Here is a 20,379-nt window from a genome sequence, read left to right as displayed (position 1 = left end):
AGACTCAGAACCTGCCCCCTATGACCCAGGTGGAAAACGAAAAGGACAAAGGTTAAATAAATAAACCTTTGTCCTTTCTATTTATTGTTCGACCTCACTGCCCACCCCTAGGCAAATGAATAAAAATATTGTTTTATTGCAATCCATATAAGAAGTTTGGTAACCATAAGCTTAATTGTGGTACAAATGTTACGATTGCAAGAGCAACAACTGTAGCTAATAACCATGGCCCAGTTGCTTTTGTAACATCGACAAGTGACATTTTTGAAATACCACTGGCTACGTACAAGTTCAGTCCGACCGGTGGCGTGATCATACCGATCTCCATGTTAACGATGATAATGATACCAAAGTGAATTGGGTCAATTCCTAATGCCATCGCTACCGGGAAAAGGATTGGAGCAAGAATTGTTATAATTGCTGTTGGCTCCATAAATTGTCCGGCAATAAATAAGATTAAGTTAACAATTAAAAGGAACGCGATTGGTCCCATATTCATATCCTTAATAACTGAAACAAGCTCATGAGGGATTCGCTCTAAAGTTAGAATGTGAGCGAATACCATCGCCATAGCAATGATAAAGAATAACATTGCTGTTGTCTTCGTAGATTCAATTAAAATGCCAGGTATATCTTTGATTCTTAAATCTCTGTGGATGAAAAATCCAACAATTAATCCGAAGAAGCAAGCTACGGCAGCTGATTCTGTCGGTGTAAACAAGCCGGAATAAATACCACCGATAACTAAAATAGGTAATGATAAACTCCAAATTGATTCGCGAAAAGCTTTCATTTTTTCAGAGAATGTAGCCTTAGGGCTAAGCGGATATTTATTTTTCTTTGCTACATAAAAACTTACAAATGCAAGAAGTCCTGCTAAAAAAATTCCTGGTACGATACCAGCTAAGAACATTCTTCCTACTGATTGTTCAACTGTAACACAGTATACAATCATCGGTACGCTTGGCGGTATAAGAATTCCAAGAGAACCAGCAGTGGCAATTGAACCTACCCCATAACTTTTCGGGTATCCAAATTTCACCATCGCTGGAATCATAATACCTCCAATCGCTGCAACGGTTGCTGGGGATGAACCAGATATAGCCGCGAATAAAGCACATGACATAATAGCCGCAATTGATAAACCACCAGGTAAATGACCGATATACGCATTAGCTAAATTAATAAGACGTTTCGCAACACCGCCAGTTGTAAAGATGTTACCAGCTAGTACGAAAAAGGGAATCGCCATTAATGGAAAGTTATCAAGACCAGAAAACACTTTTCCAGCTAAATCAGGAAGCGGATCGGTTGTAAAAAAATAAATAACTGCAAAAGATGCTAAACCTAATGAAATCGCAATCGGTAAACCTAAAAATAAACATAAGAATAATAATGAAAATACCGCTAAAGCTGCACTGCCTATCATAACTGAATAAATAACGCCGACTAATGATAGAACAATAAAGAATAATGAACTATATTTTTTTAATGGTGTTCCTGACTTTGGCATCAAAGGTTGCTCTAATGTTTGTTTAGGTACTGCATTCATTTTAATGTGCACCGCCTTCCTGTTGTTCAGCTAAGAGCTGTTCTGTCGGAGTTTTAATTGCTTTAATTAATTCTTGAAGATAACGGAATGTCATTAATGTAAATGCTATTGCAACAATGCCCTTTGGAATGTACATAGGGATTTCCATCTCCGGGGATACATTACCGAACTGCGCTAAAATTCCAATATGCTGATAACCTAGAATAGCAACAACAAGGCAGAACAAAATATTTAAACTATACATAAAAAGGATCATCCCTTTTTGTAAATTAGGAGAAAACTGCTTTACAAGTAAATCTACACCAAGATGAACTTTTTCACGTACACCAATTGAAGCACCGATCAAACCAACAAAAATCAATAAATAGTTAACCGCTTCTTGCGTGAAGCCTAAACTTGAACCAAAACCTCTACGTAAAATAACCTCAATAAATGCGAAAGTCGTTGCAAGCGATAAGGCAAGGCCGCATAGTAATTCCTCGGCTCTCGAGATAATTTTATTTAAGAAATTCAATGTTTTCACATCCCTTATCATCATACTTATGTCGAAATTTGTCTAACAATAGTTTTAAAAATAAGGGGCGTATCAGCCCCTTATTTTGTTCATGAAGTCTAGCTCCAGCGCCCAGCGACTAGTGGACTTCACCCACCTCCCTACGATAAGTCAACATCGACTCAGCATAGCTTCGTCGCCGGATATCCTTTATCTCAGTCGATGTGCTCCAGTCCATTCGTCGCTAAACGAGTGCTTACGCTTTGTGTTTTACCAAAGTGCTTTTGCAGCATCGATTAGATCTTTGCCGATTTCACCTTCGAATTCTGAATAGATAACAGTCATTGCATCTACCCATGCTTGTCTTTCTTCTTCAGATAGTTCAATAATTTCTGTTTTACCAGAAGCTTTAATTTCTGCAAGTTGTTCGTCATTTACACGCTTACTATTGTCACGAACCCAAGCAGTCGTTTCGTCTAAAGCCTTTTGTAATTGTGTACGAACATCTTCTGGAAGACCATTCCAGAAATCAGAATTTGTAATTACAGCATATCCAAGGTAGCCGTGGTTACTCATTGTGATATATTTTTGAACTTCATGCATCTTTTGGGAATAAACGTTAGAAATTGTGTTTTCTCCACCATCGATTACACCTTGCTCTAATGCACTATATACTTCACCAAATGCCATAGGTGTTGGGTTTGCGCCTACTGATTTGAACTGGGCTTCAAGTACTTTACTAGACATTACACGTAATTTTTGACCTTTGAAGTCAGCTGGAGCTACAATCTTTTTATTTGAATGTGTTTGTTTGAATCCGTTATCCCACATTGCTAAACCAAGTAGGTTTTGTTCCTCAAGCATTGTAAACAGTTTGCCGCCGATTTCTGGGCTTTCCATTGCTGCTTGAACGCCTGCTTCATCTTTGAAAATGAATGGCAAGTCAAAAAGAGTCCATTGTGGATATAGCTTTGTAACAACTGATGTTGAAGGTGCAGCTAATTGAACGTTGTTTTGCTGTACTGCTGCTAATACATCCTCATCTTTATATAGCTGAGAGTTCGGGAATACTTGAATTTCAACTTTTCCATTTGTATATTCTTCAGCTAATTGTTTAAACATTTCAGCTGCTTGACCTTTTGGTGTGTTTTCAGCAACAACGTGTGAGAATTTAATAATAATCTTTTCGTCACTAGCACCGCCGCCAGCTTCTCCACCTTCTTTAGAAGTACTTTGTTGTGATCTTGCACCACAGCCAGCTAGAATACCAACCATAAGTACTGCTGCGAGCATCATCATAAGCCACTTTTTCATTAAAAAACCCCCTAGATTTGTTTTAAATTCATAAACACCATTAAAAACATTTCGTCTCTTTTGTTTATTATGAATTGTCTATTATAGTACAGGCGGCGTCGATTTTTGTTAATAATTTGGTCATATTGTACCTTTTGGTCTTTTTGGTCTGAAAACGCTAACAGTATTGGTGTGAACAGAAAAAAGGAGCCATTAAGCCCCTTTTGAAAGTTTGTCAAAAATATGAATTGTAAGTAATCTATAAAATTATTATCCTTTTGTTATATAACGGTTTATTGGCCTTCCAACCCCGCCGTACTGGACATCAATGAAGATATGTCCACTCTTGGCAAGATAGTCTAAATAGCGTCTAGCAGTTACTCTAGCTAGACCAACTTTTTCAGCTACTTCCTCAGCTGAAAGAGGCAGTTTTTGGTCATTTAGGTAGTTCATAATCTTTTTGAACGTTACTTCATTCAATCCTTTTGGTAATTCTAAATTTGATGATTCATAGTCTTCTTTTTCAAAGCGAATTTGATCTAAATCCTGTTGAGTAAGATTTGCTTTGCTGTGAAGCTGGTTTCGGAATGATCGGTAGTTTTCTAGCGATTTTTTTATCCGTTCAAATTTAAAGGGCTTCATAATATAATCAAACGCTCCATTTTGAAGTACATTTCGAATTGTTTCCATATCTGTAGCAGCCGTAATGGTAATTATATCAACGGTAATAGCCTCTTTCCTAATTTGGTGAATCGTTTCAAGGCCGTCCTGAGCAGGCATGAAAATATCAATAAAAATGAGGTCGGGCTTTAATTTTTTGATCATTTTTATTCCTTCATAACCATTCCCGGCAATTCCCACAATCTTAAATCCTTCTATTCTTTCAATGAATTGACGGTTAACCTCTTGTACCATCGGATCATCTTCTATTAGCAATACCCTAATCATTTGACTCGTCATTTTCAAAACCCCCTATTGGAGAATTTTCGTAAAAAGTAATTATAAAGGAAGTACCGAATCCTTTTTCGGATTCGACGACAATTTCACCTTTTGCTTTATTCACAATTTCCTTTACTAAATGGAGACCGATACCATGGCCTTCTTGCCCTTTTGTTGAAAATCCATGCGAGAATATTTTTTCTTTAATTCCTTCGTCCATGCCATCACCGTTATCCTCTACGAGTATGGAAGTTACATTAGAATCTTGTTCAATACTTATGAATATTTGTTTATCTGTCTGACTCACTGTACGAAAGGATTCAAATGCATTTTCGATTAAGTTACCAATGATGACGACAAAATCATGATGGTCAAGCGGGGGAGGAAACCATCCTAAATTGCTATTGCGGTCGATGATAACTTGGATCCCCAGCTCTTTTCCCCTGCTGACCTTACTTAATAACAAACCTGATAAACTTTCATCACGAAAGCTCTTCCCTAAAAATTGCGTTAATTCCTGTTGTTCCTCTGTTATTTGAAAAACATAATCAAGCGCCTTTTCTTTATGATTCATTTGAATGAGACCTGCAATCGTATGGAGCTTATTCATATGCTCATGGTTTTGGACGCGGAGAGCGTTTACAAAGGCTTTTACCCCAGTCAGCTCCTCTGCCAATTTCTTTACCTCTGTTTGGTCTTGGAAAATAGCAATAGCACCGACCGTTTGATTATTTACTTTAATCGGAATCCGGTTGGAATGAAGGATTTGATTACGTACATTTAATTCCTTGTTATAGATGGGATGATTATAAGTCAGAATTTCCGGTAAATAGGTATCTGGGACTACATCACGAATTTTTTTTCCGATAATATCCCCTGAAACCCCTAATAATTGTTTTGCCTTATCATTAAAAATAGTAATAATTTCGTTATTGTCTATAGCGACTATGCCTTCGTGCATGGCATTAAATGTTTCTGTTCGTTCAACAAGTAAAGCGGCAATTTCATAGGGTTCTAAATGAAAGATTTGCCGTTTGATATGATTGGCCAACATCCATGAACCCCATCCTCCAAAGAGGATTGATACGATTAATGTAGTAATAATTTCAAATTTAAGACTTGCGATAATTTCGAATACTGTCGGCAGTAAATAGCCAACTAAGACGACTCCGATTTGCTCATGCTCATGATTCATTACAGGAACAAAAGCACGGACAGCTGTTCCTGATTCCCCTTTTGCTTTCACTGTATACGTATGTTCGGCAAAGGCGGGGCCTTCATCAGTACCTTCCGATACCTTCCCTATTAAAGATTCTACCGGGTGAGACAATCTGACTCTATTCATATCAAGTACGACGATATAACTGGCGCCATTAATGATCCGTACTCGCTCCACAAGCGGATTAATGGTGCTGCGTTCTTCCGATGAACCATTTACGGTAGATCTGATACCTGGAAATTCAGCAACTGTTCTTGCTGTTATTAGCGCCCGATCCTTTAATTCATCTTCTTTGACATTAATAAAATTTCCGATCAGCCCGATTCCAATCATAAAAATTGAAAAACCCATAATCATTAAAATGAGGCCCATGATTTTCCAACGAATTGGTATATTATGATACATTACAATACTACCTCTGTATTAAAAAAATTATATATAGTATATTGTACCACGCTTGGACAGGTATGATAAAATTATCTTAAAAATATTTCCATTATGGTGAATGTTATGAAAACCTTTATTAGTACTTTCATTTTGATTTTTATATTTTTTATGTTTGTTTTTTTTATTGGCTTTGGGCCTAATAATGACTCAAAATCGATTCCTTTTGATCATGAGCAGGAAGGGTTGAATAAACAAATTGTCATTAATTTTAGTCATGTTGTTGCTGAAAATACTCCTAAAGGACAAGCAGCCGAACGATTTGCAAAATTAGTAGCTGAGAAAACAAACGGCAAGGTAAAGGTAGAGGTTTTTCCAAATGGGGTTTTGTATGCTGAGGGTGAGGAGGTCAATGCGTTAATACGTGGAGAAATTCAAATGATTGCACCGGCCTATTCTAATATGACTGAGCTTTTGCCTGAATGGCTTATACTGGATCTCCCTTATATTTTTAAGGATGATGAGCATGTTGAAGCAGTTTTGAATGGTGAAATAGGGGACGCTTTACTCTCCCAATTGAAAAAACATAATATTAAAGGGATTGCCTTTTGGAGTAATGGATTTAAACAAATGATGAGCAATCGTGGCCCTTTAAAGGCGCCGGCAGATTTTCTAGGCCAACGATTTCGAATTATGCCAAGTAAAGCACTTGAAGATCAGTTTCATGAGTTAGGTGTGAAAACAAGTGCGATGCCCTTTAATCAAGTGTATCGCAACCTTGAAAGCGGATATTTGGATGGGATTGAAAATACGATTTCAAATATTTATTCCAAGCGCTTTTATAAAGTTCAAAAGTATATGACGATCAGCAATCACGGCTATTTAGGGTATTCGGTGATGATGAATCAAGAGTTTTGGGACTCCCTTCCGAAAGACATTCAAAAGGATATAGAAGAGGCCATGGATGAAACAACAAATTGGTTGTATACTGAGTCACAGGAAATTAATAATGATCAATTAAATATGATCAAAATAACGTCCGATATTCTCATACATGTGCTTAGCGATGAGGAACGAGAAAGTTGGATTGACTTTTTCCAACCCTTATACGAAGAATATGGTGAGAAGTACGGAAAAAGATGGATTAATGAAATTCAGAAACTATCGAACTAGACTAGGGGGAACAGTATGAGTGTAATTAAACTAGCAGTTATACCAGGGGATGGAATAGGGAAGGAAGTAGTGCCGGCTTCCTTAAAGGTATTGGATGTTTTGGCAGAGCTTCATGGGGGCTTACGGTTTGAATATAAACAGTATCCTTGGAGCTGTGAGTACTACTTAGAGCATGGGGTTATGATGCCGGAAGATGGCATTGAACAATTAAAGGATTCTGATGCTGTCTTTTTAGGTGCAGTTGGAAATCCAAACCTTGTTGCCGACCATATCTCACTTTGGGGATTATTAATTAAAATCCGTCGTGAATTTGAACAAGTTATCAATGTTCGTCCGGCACGCAGTATGAAGGGTGTTACGTCCCCATTAGCCAATCCTAAAGATTTTGATTTAATTGTTGTCCGTGAAAACTCTGAAGGTGAGTACAGCGAGTCAGGCGGACGAATTCATAGTGGTGAGGATGAGATAGTCATCCAAAATGCCGTATTTACTAGGAAGGCCACAGAACGGGCGATGCGATATGCTTTTGAACTAGCGAAGAAGCGTCGTAGCAAGGTAACAAGTGCAACGAAATCTAATGGAATTGTCCACAGTATGCCGTTCTGGGATGAGGTATTTCATCAAGTAGCCGCTGAATATCCCGGTATTCAGACAGAATCCAGACATATTGATGCTCTTTCAGCCTTTTTTGTAACCCGTCCACATGAATATGATGTTATTGTTGCAAGTAATTTATTTGGAGATATTTTAACTGATATTGGGGCGGCCATTATGGGAAGCATCGGCATTGCTCCAGCTGCCAATATCAATATAAACGGAAAGTATCCTTCCATGTTCGAGCCAGTTCATGGCTCCGCACCGGACATTGTCGGAAAGGGCATTGCCAACCCGATTGGCCAATTATGGACTGCATCGATGATGTTAGATCACTTCGGATATCAGGATTTAGGAAAAAATCTTTTACAAGCGATTCAATCAACATTGGAAAAAGGGATCAAAACTCCTGATCTTGGTGGCAGAAGCAAAATGGATGAGGTCATCGAAGAAGTAATAAACCAATTGAAAAATATGTAAATGTAAAAGTCCAGAGACTGGGCTTTTTTTGTCCTTCATAATTTCTTTATAATTTGCTCACAGTTTGTCAATGGTTAATCAATTACCTTACTTCTATACTAAAAATGAAGACAGCACTTATAGATAAATAGTTGGAAGGGGGAACATTGAGGTGAAAAAGAATCAGAAGAGGTTGTTGGGGATAATTTTTGCAAGTTTAATAGTCTTTACAGCAGCATGTTCGGGGGTCCAGCCGCCTAATCAATCAGTCTCACAGCAAGGTCAAGAAACAAATAAGGAAACTAGTTCCGGAAATAATCAAGATACAAACACAATCGAATTAGCTTATAACCCTCCGAAAATGGAGGAACTTGAAGGAAAAGATGATCCGCTAAGTGAATCAATCAAACGAGGCTATTCGTATGTCAATGAGTCAGATACGGCACTTGATCAGTATGTAGGGAATAAATTGTCTTGCACAAGCTGTCATGCTGGTGCTGGTGTAGGTGAAGCATCTTCACTAGTAGGAGTAACAGCGGTATCTCCAGAATATAATCCTCGTGCAGGGAAGGTAATGAGTATCGAAGACCGAATTAATGGCTGTATGGTACGCAGTATGAATGGAGAGAAACTGCCGCTAGATAGTCAGGAATTAAGAGATATGGTTTCATATTTACAATATATTTCAACCGGTGTCCCAATTGGTGCTGATATACCATGGAGAAAGCCAAATACGATGAAAGTAGAAGATATACCGGAAACAGATTTAGTTCTAGGGGAAGAAATTTATAAAAAATCATGTATTGCATGCCACGGTGCAGATGGTGAAGGAATCGGCGCTAATACTGGGCCTGCTGTATGGGGAGAACATTCATTTAATGATGGCGCAGGGATGGCTAGACTTTCTACTGCGACGATGTTCATCCAAAGAAACATGCCGGTTGGTCAGGAAGGCAGTTTGACAATCGAAGAGGCAGCAAATGTGGCGGCCTACATTCTTTCGCAGGAACGTCCTAAATGGAAGGGTAGAGAAAATGATTGGCCCAAAGGTGGGGCTCCTAAAGACAGTCCTTACTACGATGAGTTAAAAAGTGTTAAAGAAGGTCTATAAAAATTGAATGTTTGAAAATTTGTTGATTTTTAGTAGCTGAGGACTTGAGATGTCTTCGGCTACTTTTGTTATACTAAAACATACTTAACTTTTGAAAAGAGGGTGCATTATATCATGTTTAATGTCTTTATTGTTGAGGATGAACAAACGATAGTTGACGTTCTCACTGCCTACTTTGAAAAAGAGGGATGGTCTGTCAACTCTGCAACAAATGGATCTGATGGATTACATTTGATTAAAATCCTTAATCCTGATTTCATTATCCTCGATTTAATGTTACCTGATATTTCTGGTGAAGAAATTTGCAGAGAGATTCGTAAAGAGTCCAATGTTCCAATTATTATGTTAACAGCGAAAACAGCGGAAGAGGACCGGATTCAAGGAATTGAAATAGGGGCAGATGATTACATCCTAAAACCATTCAGTCCTAGAGAATTGATTGTAAGAATGAAAGCAATTTTAAGAAGAATCGACAGATTTGACAACAGTAGTGAATTAACATTTAACAATCGTGATTTAATAATCAAAGAAAAGGAAAATGAGATTATAGTTAACGGGAAGTATATTGAATTAACACAACTGGAATTTAAATTGCTGACTGAAATGGCCAAATCACCGGGCATTGTTTTTAGCCGTTCTAATTTATTAAAGCTAATACAAAGTGATGGTTTTTATGAGGGATATGAGCGATCTATTGATGTCCATATTAAAAATATTCGCAAAAAAATGGAAGTAAATACGAAACAGCCTCAATACATACAAACAGTATTTGGGGTAGGTTATCGGTTTGGGGGGAAACCAGATGCTGCGCTCGTTACATTCTAAACTTTTATTCTATTTTGTTATTTTATCCATTCTTAGCATTTTTCTGATGAGTATTGCATTTAGGCTTTCATTCGAAGATTGTTTCTCTACCTACCTAGATAACCGACGCGAAGATGAAATTACAAGATTTACGAATGTGATAAAAGACCTGTATGTAATGGAAGGGTCACTTAATAAAAGAAATATTGCAAATTCCGGTGAATTGCAGACGTTAATATCGTACCAAGCAGTATCGGAGGGTTTATTTTATGAAATCAGAAATAAAGATGGTGTTAAAGTTATCGATTCAACGAATTTAATAAAGGATATAATGGGAATTACGATTAATTTTGAAAACAAAGGATCGGTAATAAAGGATTTGGGGCTTAACTCGGAAACAAAATCATTATTTGTTAATAATGAAAAGATCGGGACAGTTACGTTTTATTATAAGCTTGGTTATAAAAAAGGTGAATTTGCGTTTAAGGAAAGATTGAACAAGCATATTATTGCAGCAGAAATGACGATGGTTTTAATTTCTCTCATCGTAAGCTTCTTTTTTTCAAAAAAATTAACGACAGGGTTGAGATATGTTTCTAACAAAGCGAAGGAACTGCGGGGTAATTTAAATGTAAGGATTCCAGTTAAAGGGCTGTCTGAAGAAATAGCCGCAGTGGCTATTTCAATTAATGAACTTGCAGAATCGTTAAGTTATCAAGAAAAGCTAAGAAAACAATATTCATCTGACATGGCTCATGAATTCCGAACACCGATATCAACATTAAGAAGTTTAATCGAAGCTTTTCAAGATGGAATATTACAGCCAACAGCTGATAAGCTTGAAAAATGTCATTCAGAATTAATGCGATTAGTTCGGTTGGTTAATGAGCAGGAACAGTTAATGGTTGCTGAAAATCCTAAACTTAAACTTCAGATTGAACCGATTTCATTATATGAAGAAATTTCGAATATCCAAGAGATTTATGCACCTGGTTTTCAAAAAAAGAATATAGCATTAGAAATTAAGGAATTACCAACAAATGTGAAGTTTCTTGCTGACCGAGACCGATTTAACCAAATTATTTCAAACATATTAATGAATTGTTTCAAATTTACAGGGGAAAACGGACAAGTTATGATTAGTGCTAATGATACTGATAATTTTATTGAGATCATGATAGCGGATAATGGGGTGGGAATTTCAGAAGAAGACCTTCCATATGTCTTTGAACGTTTTTACCGTGGTGATAAATCCCGCGTCCGACAGACTGGAGGCAGTGGACTTGGGTTATCCATCGTCAAGGCGTTGGTTAGTGCCCAAGAGGCAACAATTATAATAGAGAGTAAAGAAAAAGTTGGAACCAAGATCATCCTTCGTTTCCCCAAATATATAGAGAACTAAAAAATGAAGGTTTTTGGTACAAAAAAAAAGCGCATGTACTCACATGCGCAAACATAGGGAGAAAATATTTTATTAATCAGATACTGATTACAAAAATAATATAACCAAAGTATACAATAAATAAACAGTAAATGAAATAGATTTGAAATATTTGTGGTAAATAATTAATAAAATGACCAAATTTCTTATAATAAGTCCAAAATTTTACCTATGTATTGCTAATGTAAATGTTTGATTTCATCCTCAGTTAACATTTGGCTTTGGCCGACACCTTCCCCGGCCATTTTACTTTTGAATTTTTCAAGCATATATAATCCGACCATACTATAAAGTTCCTGTTCATTCATTTCTTCGATTAATTCAAGGATGTCCTTTCTTTTTAAAGCTTCTAAAACAGAAAAGATAATAATGTCCGCGTCTTCCTCATCACCGGTTAATATATGGCTATACATCTTATAAAGATCGTCAATCAACTTTTTCATACTATCAGCACTCCTCTACCGCTCTTCATTTGTTTTAGCTTTCCGTTATCCTCTTAAAAAGATGCATATTTTAACAGGTTTATTTATATTCCATTAGGCTTCTATACAAGCACCATTTTTTTTGTTTAATAAACTATAAGGACAAGGAGGTGTTGTGAAAATAATGGAACAATTGGGAAGTTTCTTGAAATTCTTTATAGCAATTGGTGGCTCGATCGTTTCATTTCTGTACGGTGGCCTCGATTCATTATTAATGATTTTTACTGGATTAGTCGTAATTGATTATGTTTCAGGCCTATTAGCTTCCAGCACAGAAGGAAAATTATCAAGCCAAGTTGGCTTTAAAGGTATTGCTAAAAAAATTATGATTTTCGCACTTATTGCTGTAGCTCATTTTGTTGACCAGTTGCTTGGAAATAACCACCTTATTAGAGATGCCACCATTTTCTTCTATATGGCCAATGAGCTCCTATCCATCATTGAAAATGCAGGAAGGCTTGGAATCCCAATTCCGGGTTTTTTAAAAAATGCTGTTAACCTTCTCCGAAATAAGTCAAAATAACCCTCTTATGAATATTTAACCCATATCTAAGGAAAAAGTAAAGTATATATTAACTTTATTCAGCTGAACCGAATGAAGTTAATGCCTCCGGCGGATGCTTTAGATTTTCAAAGGTAGTTTTTCGAGCAAGCTCGAAAAAATCTGGGCACAAATACGCCAAGGCGCATTTGATAAGTTGTAAGGAGCGATTATCGATGGAAAAACAAACGTACTATATTTCAGTAGGGTCAAGGGGAATTTCGCAAATAAAAACAGGTACTCCCTTTGAACTGGAAATTGAAGCAACAGATGAGGAAATTAGAGCACTGCGCGGGGTTTTTGACGAAATGTATACGGCAGATGTGTCGGGATTCGTTCGGGCTCATATTCCGTTTTTAGAATATCATAATGACCCAGAAAACGATAAGATGGACAGGGAATTAATGAATGTATACCAAATGCTTTACGACCTTGGCAAGACCGAAACGAAACAGCATATTGAATCTATGGGGATATTAACTAATCTAGATGGTGAAAATCACTCCACAATGTAGGAGTGATTTTTTGTAGACTAGAGAAAATACATGGTATGATATTCATAGTAGAATTGTGAAAAAGATGGGGTTTTAATATGATAAATTTTAATGATTATTATGGAAATGTAGTGCAGCTTTCATTTGATTATTTACCTTTTTCGAAAAATCCTAAGCATGTATGGGTCATATGCAAATATAAGGATCAATGGCTGCTAACCATTCATAAAAAAAGGGGATTTGAGTTTCCAGGGGGAAAAGTAGAACCGGGCGAAAGCCCAGATGAGGCGGCACGACGCGAAGTTATGGAGGAAACAGGTGCTACGATAAGCTCGTTACATTATCTTGGCCAGTACAAGGTTCAAGCGAAACTGGATTTAATTATAAAAAATATTTATTTTGCAGAAGTTGATCAATTACATGACAGGGATACATTTTTTGAAACAAATGGTCCAATTTTGTTAGATGAATTGCCAACTAATATTAGATTAAACGAAAAATTTAGCTTTATCATGAAAGATAAAGTCCTTCAGGAAAGCTTAAAGCAAATAGAAAAGCTCTCATTCTAGGGGTGAATGGGAGCTTGATTTTTTGAATTTCCCGAAACTTAATTTTTAAACAAAAAGAATACTGCGTTTTATCTTTTATAGTTGAATGCTGTCCAAATATTAAAAAGGTTGTATCATTCTATGCGTTTTTTTACGTCTTCAATTTTTTTTTAATCCGACATTTTTTTCTTTCAATAGCTTTTATCCTTTTAAATGTTAACAAAGATATTATTATTAATAAACTATAAAAGAAGGTGTAATCTTCAAGTTTAGAAGAAAATAATGATTTATCTATAATTTTTATAGTAATCTCCCTCTTTACACTTTAATTAAGTATAAGGATAACACTCTAAATCTGTAACTATAATGATTTTAATACACTTCTCCATCATTATTAATAATAAAATCACTTAAAGCACTAGCTATTTTTTCTATTTGTTTATAATCTAAAATATCTGGAGTATCTATAGGTTTATTAACCCATTCCCTGAAATTCTCTTGGCTAATAGTAATATTAGGCTTTTTAACCTTTTCAAAGCTCCTATGATCGCTACCTAATATTTGGTTTGTTTCAGTCAAATCTATACTATTTTTATTCATTGAAGTTTTAATAGAATCATACAGCTTTATTGAATATTTACTGTCATTTGGAAATACATAGTTTCCACCATTTTTAGCGCCGATGGAATCTATATTAATGTTGTACATGTTTTTGTACCACGATTTAGATAGTGATTGATTAATAAAAGCTGTACTTCCCATATACAATTGTTCTTCACCGTTAAATGCGCAAAAAATTATAGTTGACTCAAAAGGATTTTCTACTGAGGCAGTCTTTAACTTTTTAGCTACTTCTATTAAGGCTGCTACACCTGAAGCATTATCAAATGCTCCCCTATGTATCTTTCCATCTTTAATCCCTAATGAGTCAAAATGAGCAGATACTATAGTTGCTTTTTCGCTATCTTTACCTTTAATATATCCTACTATGTTTTGAACTGTTTTATACGAATTATAGTCATGGTTTACCCCATTCTGTTGGTATTTTTGAAAGTAACTATTTTCTGATAATGGATCTAGCCCAATATTTTCAAAAATGTTTGCTATATATTCACCAGCCTTTTCATTTCCGTTTGAAAAAGTCCGTCTCCCTTCAAATTCATCTGAACTCAAAGTAGCTACAATTTGTTCTATTGGAGGTACATTTATAGAAGATTTAACTTCCGATATTGAAGTTTTAGCTTTTGAGGTTTGATTACTACTTACAGTTGATTTTTCACTATTTGAACATGATGTAGTAAAAGAAAGAAAAAAACTAGAGCAATAATAATTAAAATACTGATTTTAAATTGATTTATCATACGATTCCCTCCTGAACAACTAAATCTAAAATATTTTATCTTTATATCCAATTATTTAATGACTATGCGTGTTAAGTGTAAAAAAAGCATGAGCTTATTTAAAAATGCAGATTTTCATCTTTTTATTTAAGACACATGTATCTCTGTCGTACCCCTTGTTTCTGAACTAATACTAGAAACACTAGTAGTAGTTAAATAGAATTTTAAGACAAAACACTTAATAATAATTTTATTTTTTCTGAAAATTGAATATAAAAATCTTTTTTATAACAAAATGTACGAATTAGCAGAAAAACGTTACATTTAGGAAAGGAAAGTTGTATTTTAGGAAAAAACAACCACTAAAATGAATATTTCTTTATAATTATGTAGAAAAAAGGGGGACACAGCAACCTTTGCTAGTTTCCCTGTACGATAACGGACATTGTTTAGTTTGAAGAATGAATTCTTTCAAATAAGTGGCTTGTTGACAACAAAGTGGACTTTTATCTAAAGGAACATCTAATTTATTGATTGGCGGTATAAGTTCAAATGCTATAAAAATAAGAGTGTTAATTTAAAGGCCTGGTGATTATTATAACTAAGGATAAAAATTATTTTGATTATTTTCTTGTTTTCCTTATATTTTTATTAATGGTTTTTAGTTGTATAACAATAAGCAGTGCACTAAAATACGTACAATTAAATGATAATTACCTTGTTAAACAGATTATTTGGTTTATTATTGGTTGTATTGTTGCGCTATGCATCTTCTATTTTGATTTTTTTTCAATTAGAAAACTAACACCATTACTCTATATTTTTGGAATTTTATTATTAATTGGTGTTTTAGTCTCACCTGAATCAATTGCTCCTTCACGGAATGGAGCAAAATCATGGTTTATTATTCCCAGTATAGGTTCCATTCAGCCTTCAGAATTCATGAAAATATTTTTAATATTGATGCTGTCCTATATAACAACTAAACATAAAGATCAATATGAAATTGGTATTATATACAATGATTTTAAATTGTTATTTAAACTTGGAATAATTGCTCTAATCCCTATGGGATTAACTCTCTTCCAAAATGACTTTGGAACATCTTTAGTAATGTTTATTATTACATTGGGCATAATATTTTTATCAGGTATAAATTGGAAAATTGTTTGCTCAATTATTTTTATTGGATTGTTAGTACTTGCTATATTAGTTGGAATATTTTTTTATGAGCCAGAAATTTTACTTAATTTTATAAGCCAATACCAATTAAATCGTATTTATTCATGGTTAGATCCTTTTGCGCATCCCAAAGGAATTGGTTATCAATTAAAACAGTCTATTTTAGCTATTGGATCGGGAATGTATTATGGAAAGGGGTTTCAAAATAGTAATGTATATATTCCAGAGTCACATACTGACTTTATATTTGCTTTATTTGCTGAAGAATTTGGTTTTATAGGAGCGAGCTTATTAGTTACCATATATTTTCTAATTATTTATCGTATGGTAATAATTTCTATATTAAATAAAAATAATACATTTGAATCACTTATTTGTGGCGGAATGATAACTATGATTACATTCCATGTCTTCCAAAATATTGGCATGGTTATAGGTTTAATTCCGATAACTGGAATACCTCTTCCTTTAATGAGTTATGGAGGAAGTTCTATTTTATCCACAATGTTGGGGCTAGGAATAGTGTTGAATATTTCTTTAAAAACAAAATACTATATGTTTGCTAAGGGGTAAACTTATGATTAATAATGATGAACAAACTAAAATATTAAAAAAACGGCTTGTAATTATCAAACATTTAGTTATACAAGTATTCATTGTGTTGATAATTGCATCTTTTACTTATTATTCATAAAAGTGAAATTAGTATTGAGTGTAACATCGTGAAATTCAAGCAGAAATCAAATTAAGGGGTAGAACGCGAAAAAAATATATATGTACGGAGCCAACAAGGTTCCTTTTTTTGTGTCAAAACTTATACCTTGATCTATCCAGTATCTATTTTATTTTTCATCTTTCTTGTGTAGCATCGATGAAAGATCGAAATCGTATCATCAGGATAGTTCCAGGATGCGATGAGTAATTTGCATAGAACTTGCACCAAAAGTATACGAAACTACACTGGAAATCATAATGTTGGAAGCAATAAGCAAGTTTCCCTGTACTCTGTAGTGTATCTGCTTATCCCAGTACATTAGAAGAGGAGTTTAAAAGTTTCATAACTAAAAAATGCAGCACAAACCATAACTTTGGTCTATACTACATTTTTTGAAGTTGTCAATCATATATTCTTACTTTAACGGAACTAGGATGGTTACTATCTGCAAAGAAGATATCATATGCTCCTTTCGGACCGATGTTTCTAAAAACAGCACAGTTTTCACCAGTACCAGATGTGTACTCATCTTTTTCCAAAGTTACAATACTATCAACCCCAAATTTAATTACATCCGATGTATAAGGAGCACAAACCTTAAGATCACCGCCACCACTTTGTATACGAATGACATTCGAAAATGTCCATTCCCCTAGAAGGTCCCATTCTCCAGCCCCTAGTGGCTCAACAACCATATTAGGTTCTTCTTCTGCTAGAGTTGCTGCTTCAGTAATATTTAGGGGTAAAGTTAATAAAAATGATGCTAATAATGCAACGCTTGAATTCAAAAACTTTTTCACTAATATTCTCCTCTCTTTTTCTAATACTTACGAAATACACAATATATTAGAATACTTATTCAAGATTTAATAATTAATATAAAATCGAAACCTGACCTACTTGAAAAGACCTACAATTCTATGAATTATTTACTCTAGCGTGAAATAAATTCTTCTCAATCACAGTATTACTATGGAACCTCTGAAAGACCAAATAGACCTAATACGCTACTAAGACTTAAAACAAAGTTTAATAATTCCATCCTTTTCACCTCCATTTATTTTATTTTTTTCTACAGAAATCGATTCAATTGCAGCATATGTTGCTTAATGTCGATTTTCCGCACCCACACAATAAACACTTGTAGTGGTTAATTAAAATTTAAATCAAAATTCTTTCAAATGATCACATTTTTCCTAAAATTGGATATAACACTCGTTTTTATAACAAATTGTGAGAATTAACCAAAAACGTTGCATTTGGGAAAGGAAAATAGCGTTTTAAGAAAAAACAACCATTAAAATTACTAATTGTTTATAATTGTGTAGAAAAAAGGGGAGATGTGGAAATAGGAAAAACTATTTTTATTTCTATCTAGTAAGTATTAACACTCAATTTAAAAGGAAAGAGGGATTTTGATGAATAACTATCGTTCAACAAAAAATTTACTGGTTAAAAAACTTTCTAATCTTGTTATTGCCTTTAGTGGGATAGCTGTTATACAAGGCTGTACTTTTTTTCTTCACGAGGAAGAACTACCGGAGGTACTCAAAAATGAACATCCTTTTAAATAAGTAAAACTAAGGATGCTATAGCTTGATATCACATTATTAAAAGCAGCAAAACAATGTTAATTGCTAGGCTGCTTTTAATTTGTCTTTATTGGTATAATTAGGGAGCGGGGGCGAATTAATGCAGCAACTGGAGCAGCGACTTGTTCATTATTTAACACAAGCACATTATACAGAGGTGGAAAAAGCGAAAATTGCTTTTGGCGTAAAGTTAATACTTTCTGATCTATCCAAATTTATCGCTGTTTATGGGGTAGCTATTCTATTAGATTGCTGGTTTCAGGTCATTATTATGCACTTGGCCTTCTATTTTTTACGTCAAGTTAGCTTGGGGTATCATTTTTCTAGTAACCTTCAATGCGTGATATGGAGCATTTTTTTGTTTCCTGTTCTTTGTAAGATTCAAATAATTATTACTTTTGAACATCATCTGCTGCTTCTATTAGCAAGTACATTTATATTATTTCTTTTTGCACCTGTAGGTACAAAAAAACATGGAATTGTCAGCCAGAAACATCGTAGCTACTTACAAAAAAAGTGTTGGATTCGATTGGTCATTATTCTCGTACTCTATCTTTTACTACCTCAAAATATCCAACCATTTATCGCTTTAGGTGTCAGTGTTCAAGCTATCCTAGTAATCATCCAGCTCATTCTAAATAAGAAAGCGGCATTTTGATGACGGTCTATCATTCAATCAGAATAAATTATCACCTGCATAAAAAAACAAAAAGCACTGCCATTGAAAATGGCAACGAACAGGATAATATAGCATGATAATTATTGGAATTATAGAATTTATCGCATTATTTATAGCAGTATTATTTTTGGCTAATATTAGAATTGATTTATTAAAGTTAATAGTAGGATTTATTTTAATTTTAATTCCCTCGTTGATAGGTTTTTTCTATTTTTCCCAAGGGGTAGGAATTATCGTTTTATTCGTAGGTTTGTCTTTTTTATTTTATATATTGGCGAAAACGAAATGGGTTCTTATTGATGTATGTATAGTCATGATGCTGGGAATCTTAGCAGATAATATCTCTCAATTTTTGCAAAATAAACCGATAGGCGGTCATGATTCAATTATTATGCATATTATCTTGTTTAATTGTGTCTTCTCTGCACTTATCGTACTTTATAAAGTGATTTTGAAAAGAAAGATGACATATGTCTACCTATCTTTTGTCAATCAATTAATTATAATAGTATTGATAATTGTTACTGTTGCAATTTTCTATATTAACGTCTTTGTCTTACATACGAAGATGCTTGTAATAATAAATATAGCTATCCAATTACTCTATCTTTCGCTTATTATTTTATTATTTTCATTATTACTAAGAACAACCAAAAAAGAGTATATGGTTAAGCAAAAAGAAATATTGCAACAACATTTTAGTGAATATACCAAAGCATTGGCAAAAGTAAATGAAGATATGCAAAAGTTCCGTCATGATTATATGAATATATTATTATCAATCCGGGGCTACCTTGATGAAAAAAATATAGATGGCTTAACGGATTATTTTTACACATACATTATTCCTACGGAGCAGCAAACACTGTTTCGTAATAAAATGTTTGGTGTACTTGAAAAATTAGAAGTATTAGATATTAAAAGTATTATTGCCTCTAAAATGATCCAAGCAGAAAGGGAAAATATTGAGGTGAATCTCGAAATTCCTCAGCAAATTTCACAAATTAATATCGATCCAATTGATCTTACACGTGTAATTGGCATCTATTTAGACAATGCAATAGAAGCTAGTGAAAACATTAAAAATCCTTGCATCAATATGGCTTTCTTCCAAAATACTGAAGAAAATATTATTATTATTGAAAATAAATGTAACCCAGACAACCTGCATCTAGACAAGCTGTTCAATAAGTCCTTTTCTACTAAAGGAGAACAGCGCGGACTAGGTTTGCTTAATGCACGCTCTATTTTAAATAAATATGATCATATAACAATGAATACACGTATTGAAAAAGATTGGTTTATCCAAGAAATACAAATTGACCAAAGGAGTTGAAACAAACC

At 34.4% G+C, this 20,379-nt stretch carries 20 protein-coding genes; 12 read left to right on the top strand and 8 right to left on the bottom strand.

Annotation, left to right across the window (positions count from 1 at the left end):
- Positions 1–133: 133 nt before the first annotated feature.
- The 5 genes from P9E47_RS09650 to P9E47_RS09630 all read right to left on the bottom strand — a co-directional run bounded on the left by P9E47_RS09650 (position 134) and on the right by P9E47_RS09630 (position 5,901).
- Entirely contained in the window at positions 134–1,552 is a 1,419-nt protein-coding gene (locus tag P9E47_RS09650) for a TRAP transporter large permease (RefSeq protein ID WP_003333469.1), read from the bottom strand.
- Between the two features lies 1 nt (position 1,553).
- The gene (locus tag P9E47_RS09645; protein WP_326153994.1) at positions 1,554–2,075 is read right to left on the bottom strand and encodes a TRAP transporter small permease; all 522 of its coding nucleotides are present in this window, start codon (positions 2,073–2,075) and stop codon (positions 1,554–1,556) included.
- A 240-nt stretch (positions 2,076–2,315) separates the two neighbouring features.
- Positions 2,316–3,359, bottom strand: coding sequence for a TRAP transporter substrate-binding protein (locus P9E47_RS09640; RefSeq protein WP_003331846.1), 1,044 nt, complete (start codon positions 3,357–3,359; stop codon positions 2,316–2,318).
- Positions 3,360–3,608: 249 nt separating this feature from the next.
- Positions 3,609–4,286 carry a response regulator gene (locus tag P9E47_RS09635; protein ID WP_326163298.1) on the bottom strand — a complete coding sequence of 226 codons (678 nt, stop codon included), beginning with the start codon at positions 4,284–4,286 and terminating at the stop codon, positions 3,609–3,611.
- On the bottom strand, positions 4,279–5,901 hold the full coding sequence (locus P9E47_RS09630; protein ID WP_003331848.1) for an ATP-binding protein: 1,623 nt from the start codon (positions 5,899–5,901) through the stop codon (positions 4,279–4,281). The genes P9E47_RS09635 and P9E47_RS09630 overlap by 8 nt, the downstream gene beginning before the upstream one ends.
- A 105-nt stretch (positions 5,902–6,006) precedes the next feature.
- Between P9E47_RS09630 and P9E47_RS09625 the strand changes: the two genes are divergently transcribed.
- The 5 genes from P9E47_RS09625 to P9E47_RS09605 all read left to right on the top strand — a co-directional run bounded on the left by P9E47_RS09625 (position 6,007) and on the right by P9E47_RS09605 (position 11,423).
- Positions 6,007–7,053, top strand: a complete 1,047-nt coding sequence (locus P9E47_RS09625; RefSeq protein WP_003331849.1) for a DctP family TRAP transporter solute-binding subunit — start codon at positions 6,007–6,009, stop codon at positions 7,051–7,053.
- A gap of 15 nt (positions 7,054–7,068) precedes the next feature.
- A complete protein-coding gene (locus P9E47_RS09620) occupies positions 7,069–8,127 on the top strand; it encodes a tartrate dehydrogenase (RefSeq protein ID WP_326163278.1) in 1,059 nt (352 codons plus the stop codon).
- A gap of 151 nt (positions 8,128–8,278) precedes the next feature.
- Complete coding sequence (locus tag P9E47_RS09615; RefSeq protein WP_326163276.1) at positions 8,279–9,217, top strand: c-type cytochrome; 939 nt, start codon at positions 8,279–8,281, stop codon at positions 9,215–9,217.
- Between the two features lie 114 nt (positions 9,218–9,331).
- On the top strand, positions 9,332–10,042 hold the full coding sequence (locus tag P9E47_RS09610) for a response regulator transcription factor (RefSeq protein ID WP_326163273.1): 711 nt from the start codon (positions 9,332–9,334) through the stop codon (positions 10,040–10,042).
- The gene (locus P9E47_RS09605) at positions 10,020–11,423 is read left to right on the top strand and encodes a sensor histidine kinase (protein ID WP_326163272.1); all 1,404 of its coding nucleotides are present in this window, start codon (positions 10,020–10,022) and stop codon (positions 11,421–11,423) included. The genes P9E47_RS09610 and P9E47_RS09605 overlap by 23 nt, the downstream gene beginning before the upstream one ends.
- A 218-nt stretch (positions 11,424–11,641) precedes the next feature.
- On the opposite strand, the gene P9E47_RS09600 is transcribed toward P9E47_RS09605, so the two are convergent.
- The gene (locus P9E47_RS09600) at positions 11,642–11,905 is read right to left on the bottom strand and encodes a DUF6154 family protein (RefSeq protein ID WP_003331855.1); all 264 of its coding nucleotides are present in this window, start codon (positions 11,903–11,905) and stop codon (positions 11,642–11,644) included.
- A 163-nt stretch (positions 11,906–12,068) separates the two neighbouring features.
- On the opposite strand from P9E47_RS09600, the gene P9E47_RS09595 reads away from it, so the two are divergent.
- The 3 genes from P9E47_RS09595 (at position 12,069) to ytkD (ending at position 13,548) form a co-directional block, all read left to right on the top strand.
- On the top strand, positions 12,069–12,467 hold the full coding sequence (locus tag P9E47_RS09595; protein WP_003331856.1) for a phage holin family protein: 399 nt from the start codon (positions 12,069–12,071) through the stop codon (positions 12,465–12,467).
- A gap of 194 nt (positions 12,468–12,661) precedes the next feature.
- Positions 12,662–13,000, top strand: coding sequence for a hypothetical protein (locus tag P9E47_RS09590; RefSeq protein WP_003332761.1), 339 nt, complete (start codon positions 12,662–12,664; stop codon positions 12,998–13,000).
- Positions 13,001–13,077: 77 nt separating this feature from the next.
- Entirely contained in the window at positions 13,078–13,548 is a 471-nt protein-coding gene (ytkD, locus tag P9E47_RS09585; protein ID WP_003332760.1) for an RNA deprotection pyrophosphohydrolase, read from the top strand.
- A gap of 351 nt (positions 13,549–13,899) precedes the next feature.
- On the opposite strand, the gene P9E47_RS09580 is transcribed toward ytkD, so the two are convergent.
- Positions 13,900–14,700, bottom strand: a complete 801-nt coding sequence (locus P9E47_RS09580; protein ID WP_326163271.1) for a M28 family metallopeptidase — start codon at positions 14,698–14,700, stop codon at positions 13,900–13,902.
- A gap of 755 nt (positions 14,701–15,455) precedes the next feature.
- Here P9E47_RS09580 and P9E47_RS09575 point away from each other — a divergent pair.
- Positions 15,456–16,622 (top strand): FtsW/RodA/SpoVE family cell cycle protein, encoded by a 1,167-nt coding sequence (locus P9E47_RS09575; protein ID WP_326163270.1) that lies wholly within the window; start codon positions 15,456–15,458, stop codon positions 16,620–16,622.
- 543 nt (positions 16,623–17,165) lie between these two features.
- On the opposite strand, the gene P9E47_RS09570 is transcribed toward P9E47_RS09575, so the two are convergent.
- Positions 17,166–17,564: a hypothetical protein gene (locus P9E47_RS09570; protein ID WP_326163268.1), complete on the bottom strand. Its 399-nt coding sequence runs from the start codon at positions 17,562–17,564 to the stop codon at positions 17,166–17,168.
- A gap of 618 nt (positions 17,565–18,182) precedes the next feature.
- Between P9E47_RS09570 and P9E47_RS09565 the strand changes: the two genes are divergently transcribed.
- From P9E47_RS09565 to P9E47_RS09555, 3 genes are all read left to right on the top strand, one after another.
- Complete coding sequence (locus tag P9E47_RS09565) at positions 18,183–18,338, top strand: cyclic lactone autoinducer peptide (protein WP_326163267.1); 156 nt, start codon at positions 18,183–18,185, stop codon at positions 18,336–18,338.
- A gap of 118 nt (positions 18,339–18,456) precedes the next feature.
- The gene (locus P9E47_RS09560) at positions 18,457–19,014 is read left to right on the top strand and encodes an accessory gene regulator ArgB-like protein (protein ID WP_003333208.1); all 558 of its coding nucleotides are present in this window, start codon (positions 18,457–18,459) and stop codon (positions 19,012–19,014) included.
- 94 nt (positions 19,015–19,108) lie between these two features.
- On the top strand, positions 19,109–20,371 hold the full coding sequence (locus tag P9E47_RS09555) for a sensor histidine kinase (protein WP_003333209.1): 1,263 nt from the start codon (positions 19,109–19,111) through the stop codon (positions 20,369–20,371).
- Positions 20,372–20,379: the final 8 nt, after the last annotated feature.

This window comes from Schinkia azotoformans (genome assembly GCF_035811335.1).
Lineage (GTDB): Bacteria > Bacillota > Bacilli > Bacillales > Bacillaceae_J > Schinkia > Schinkia azotoformans.
Note: the sequence above shows the minus strand (reverse complement) of the source record. Positions and strands in the feature narration are given on the sequence as shown.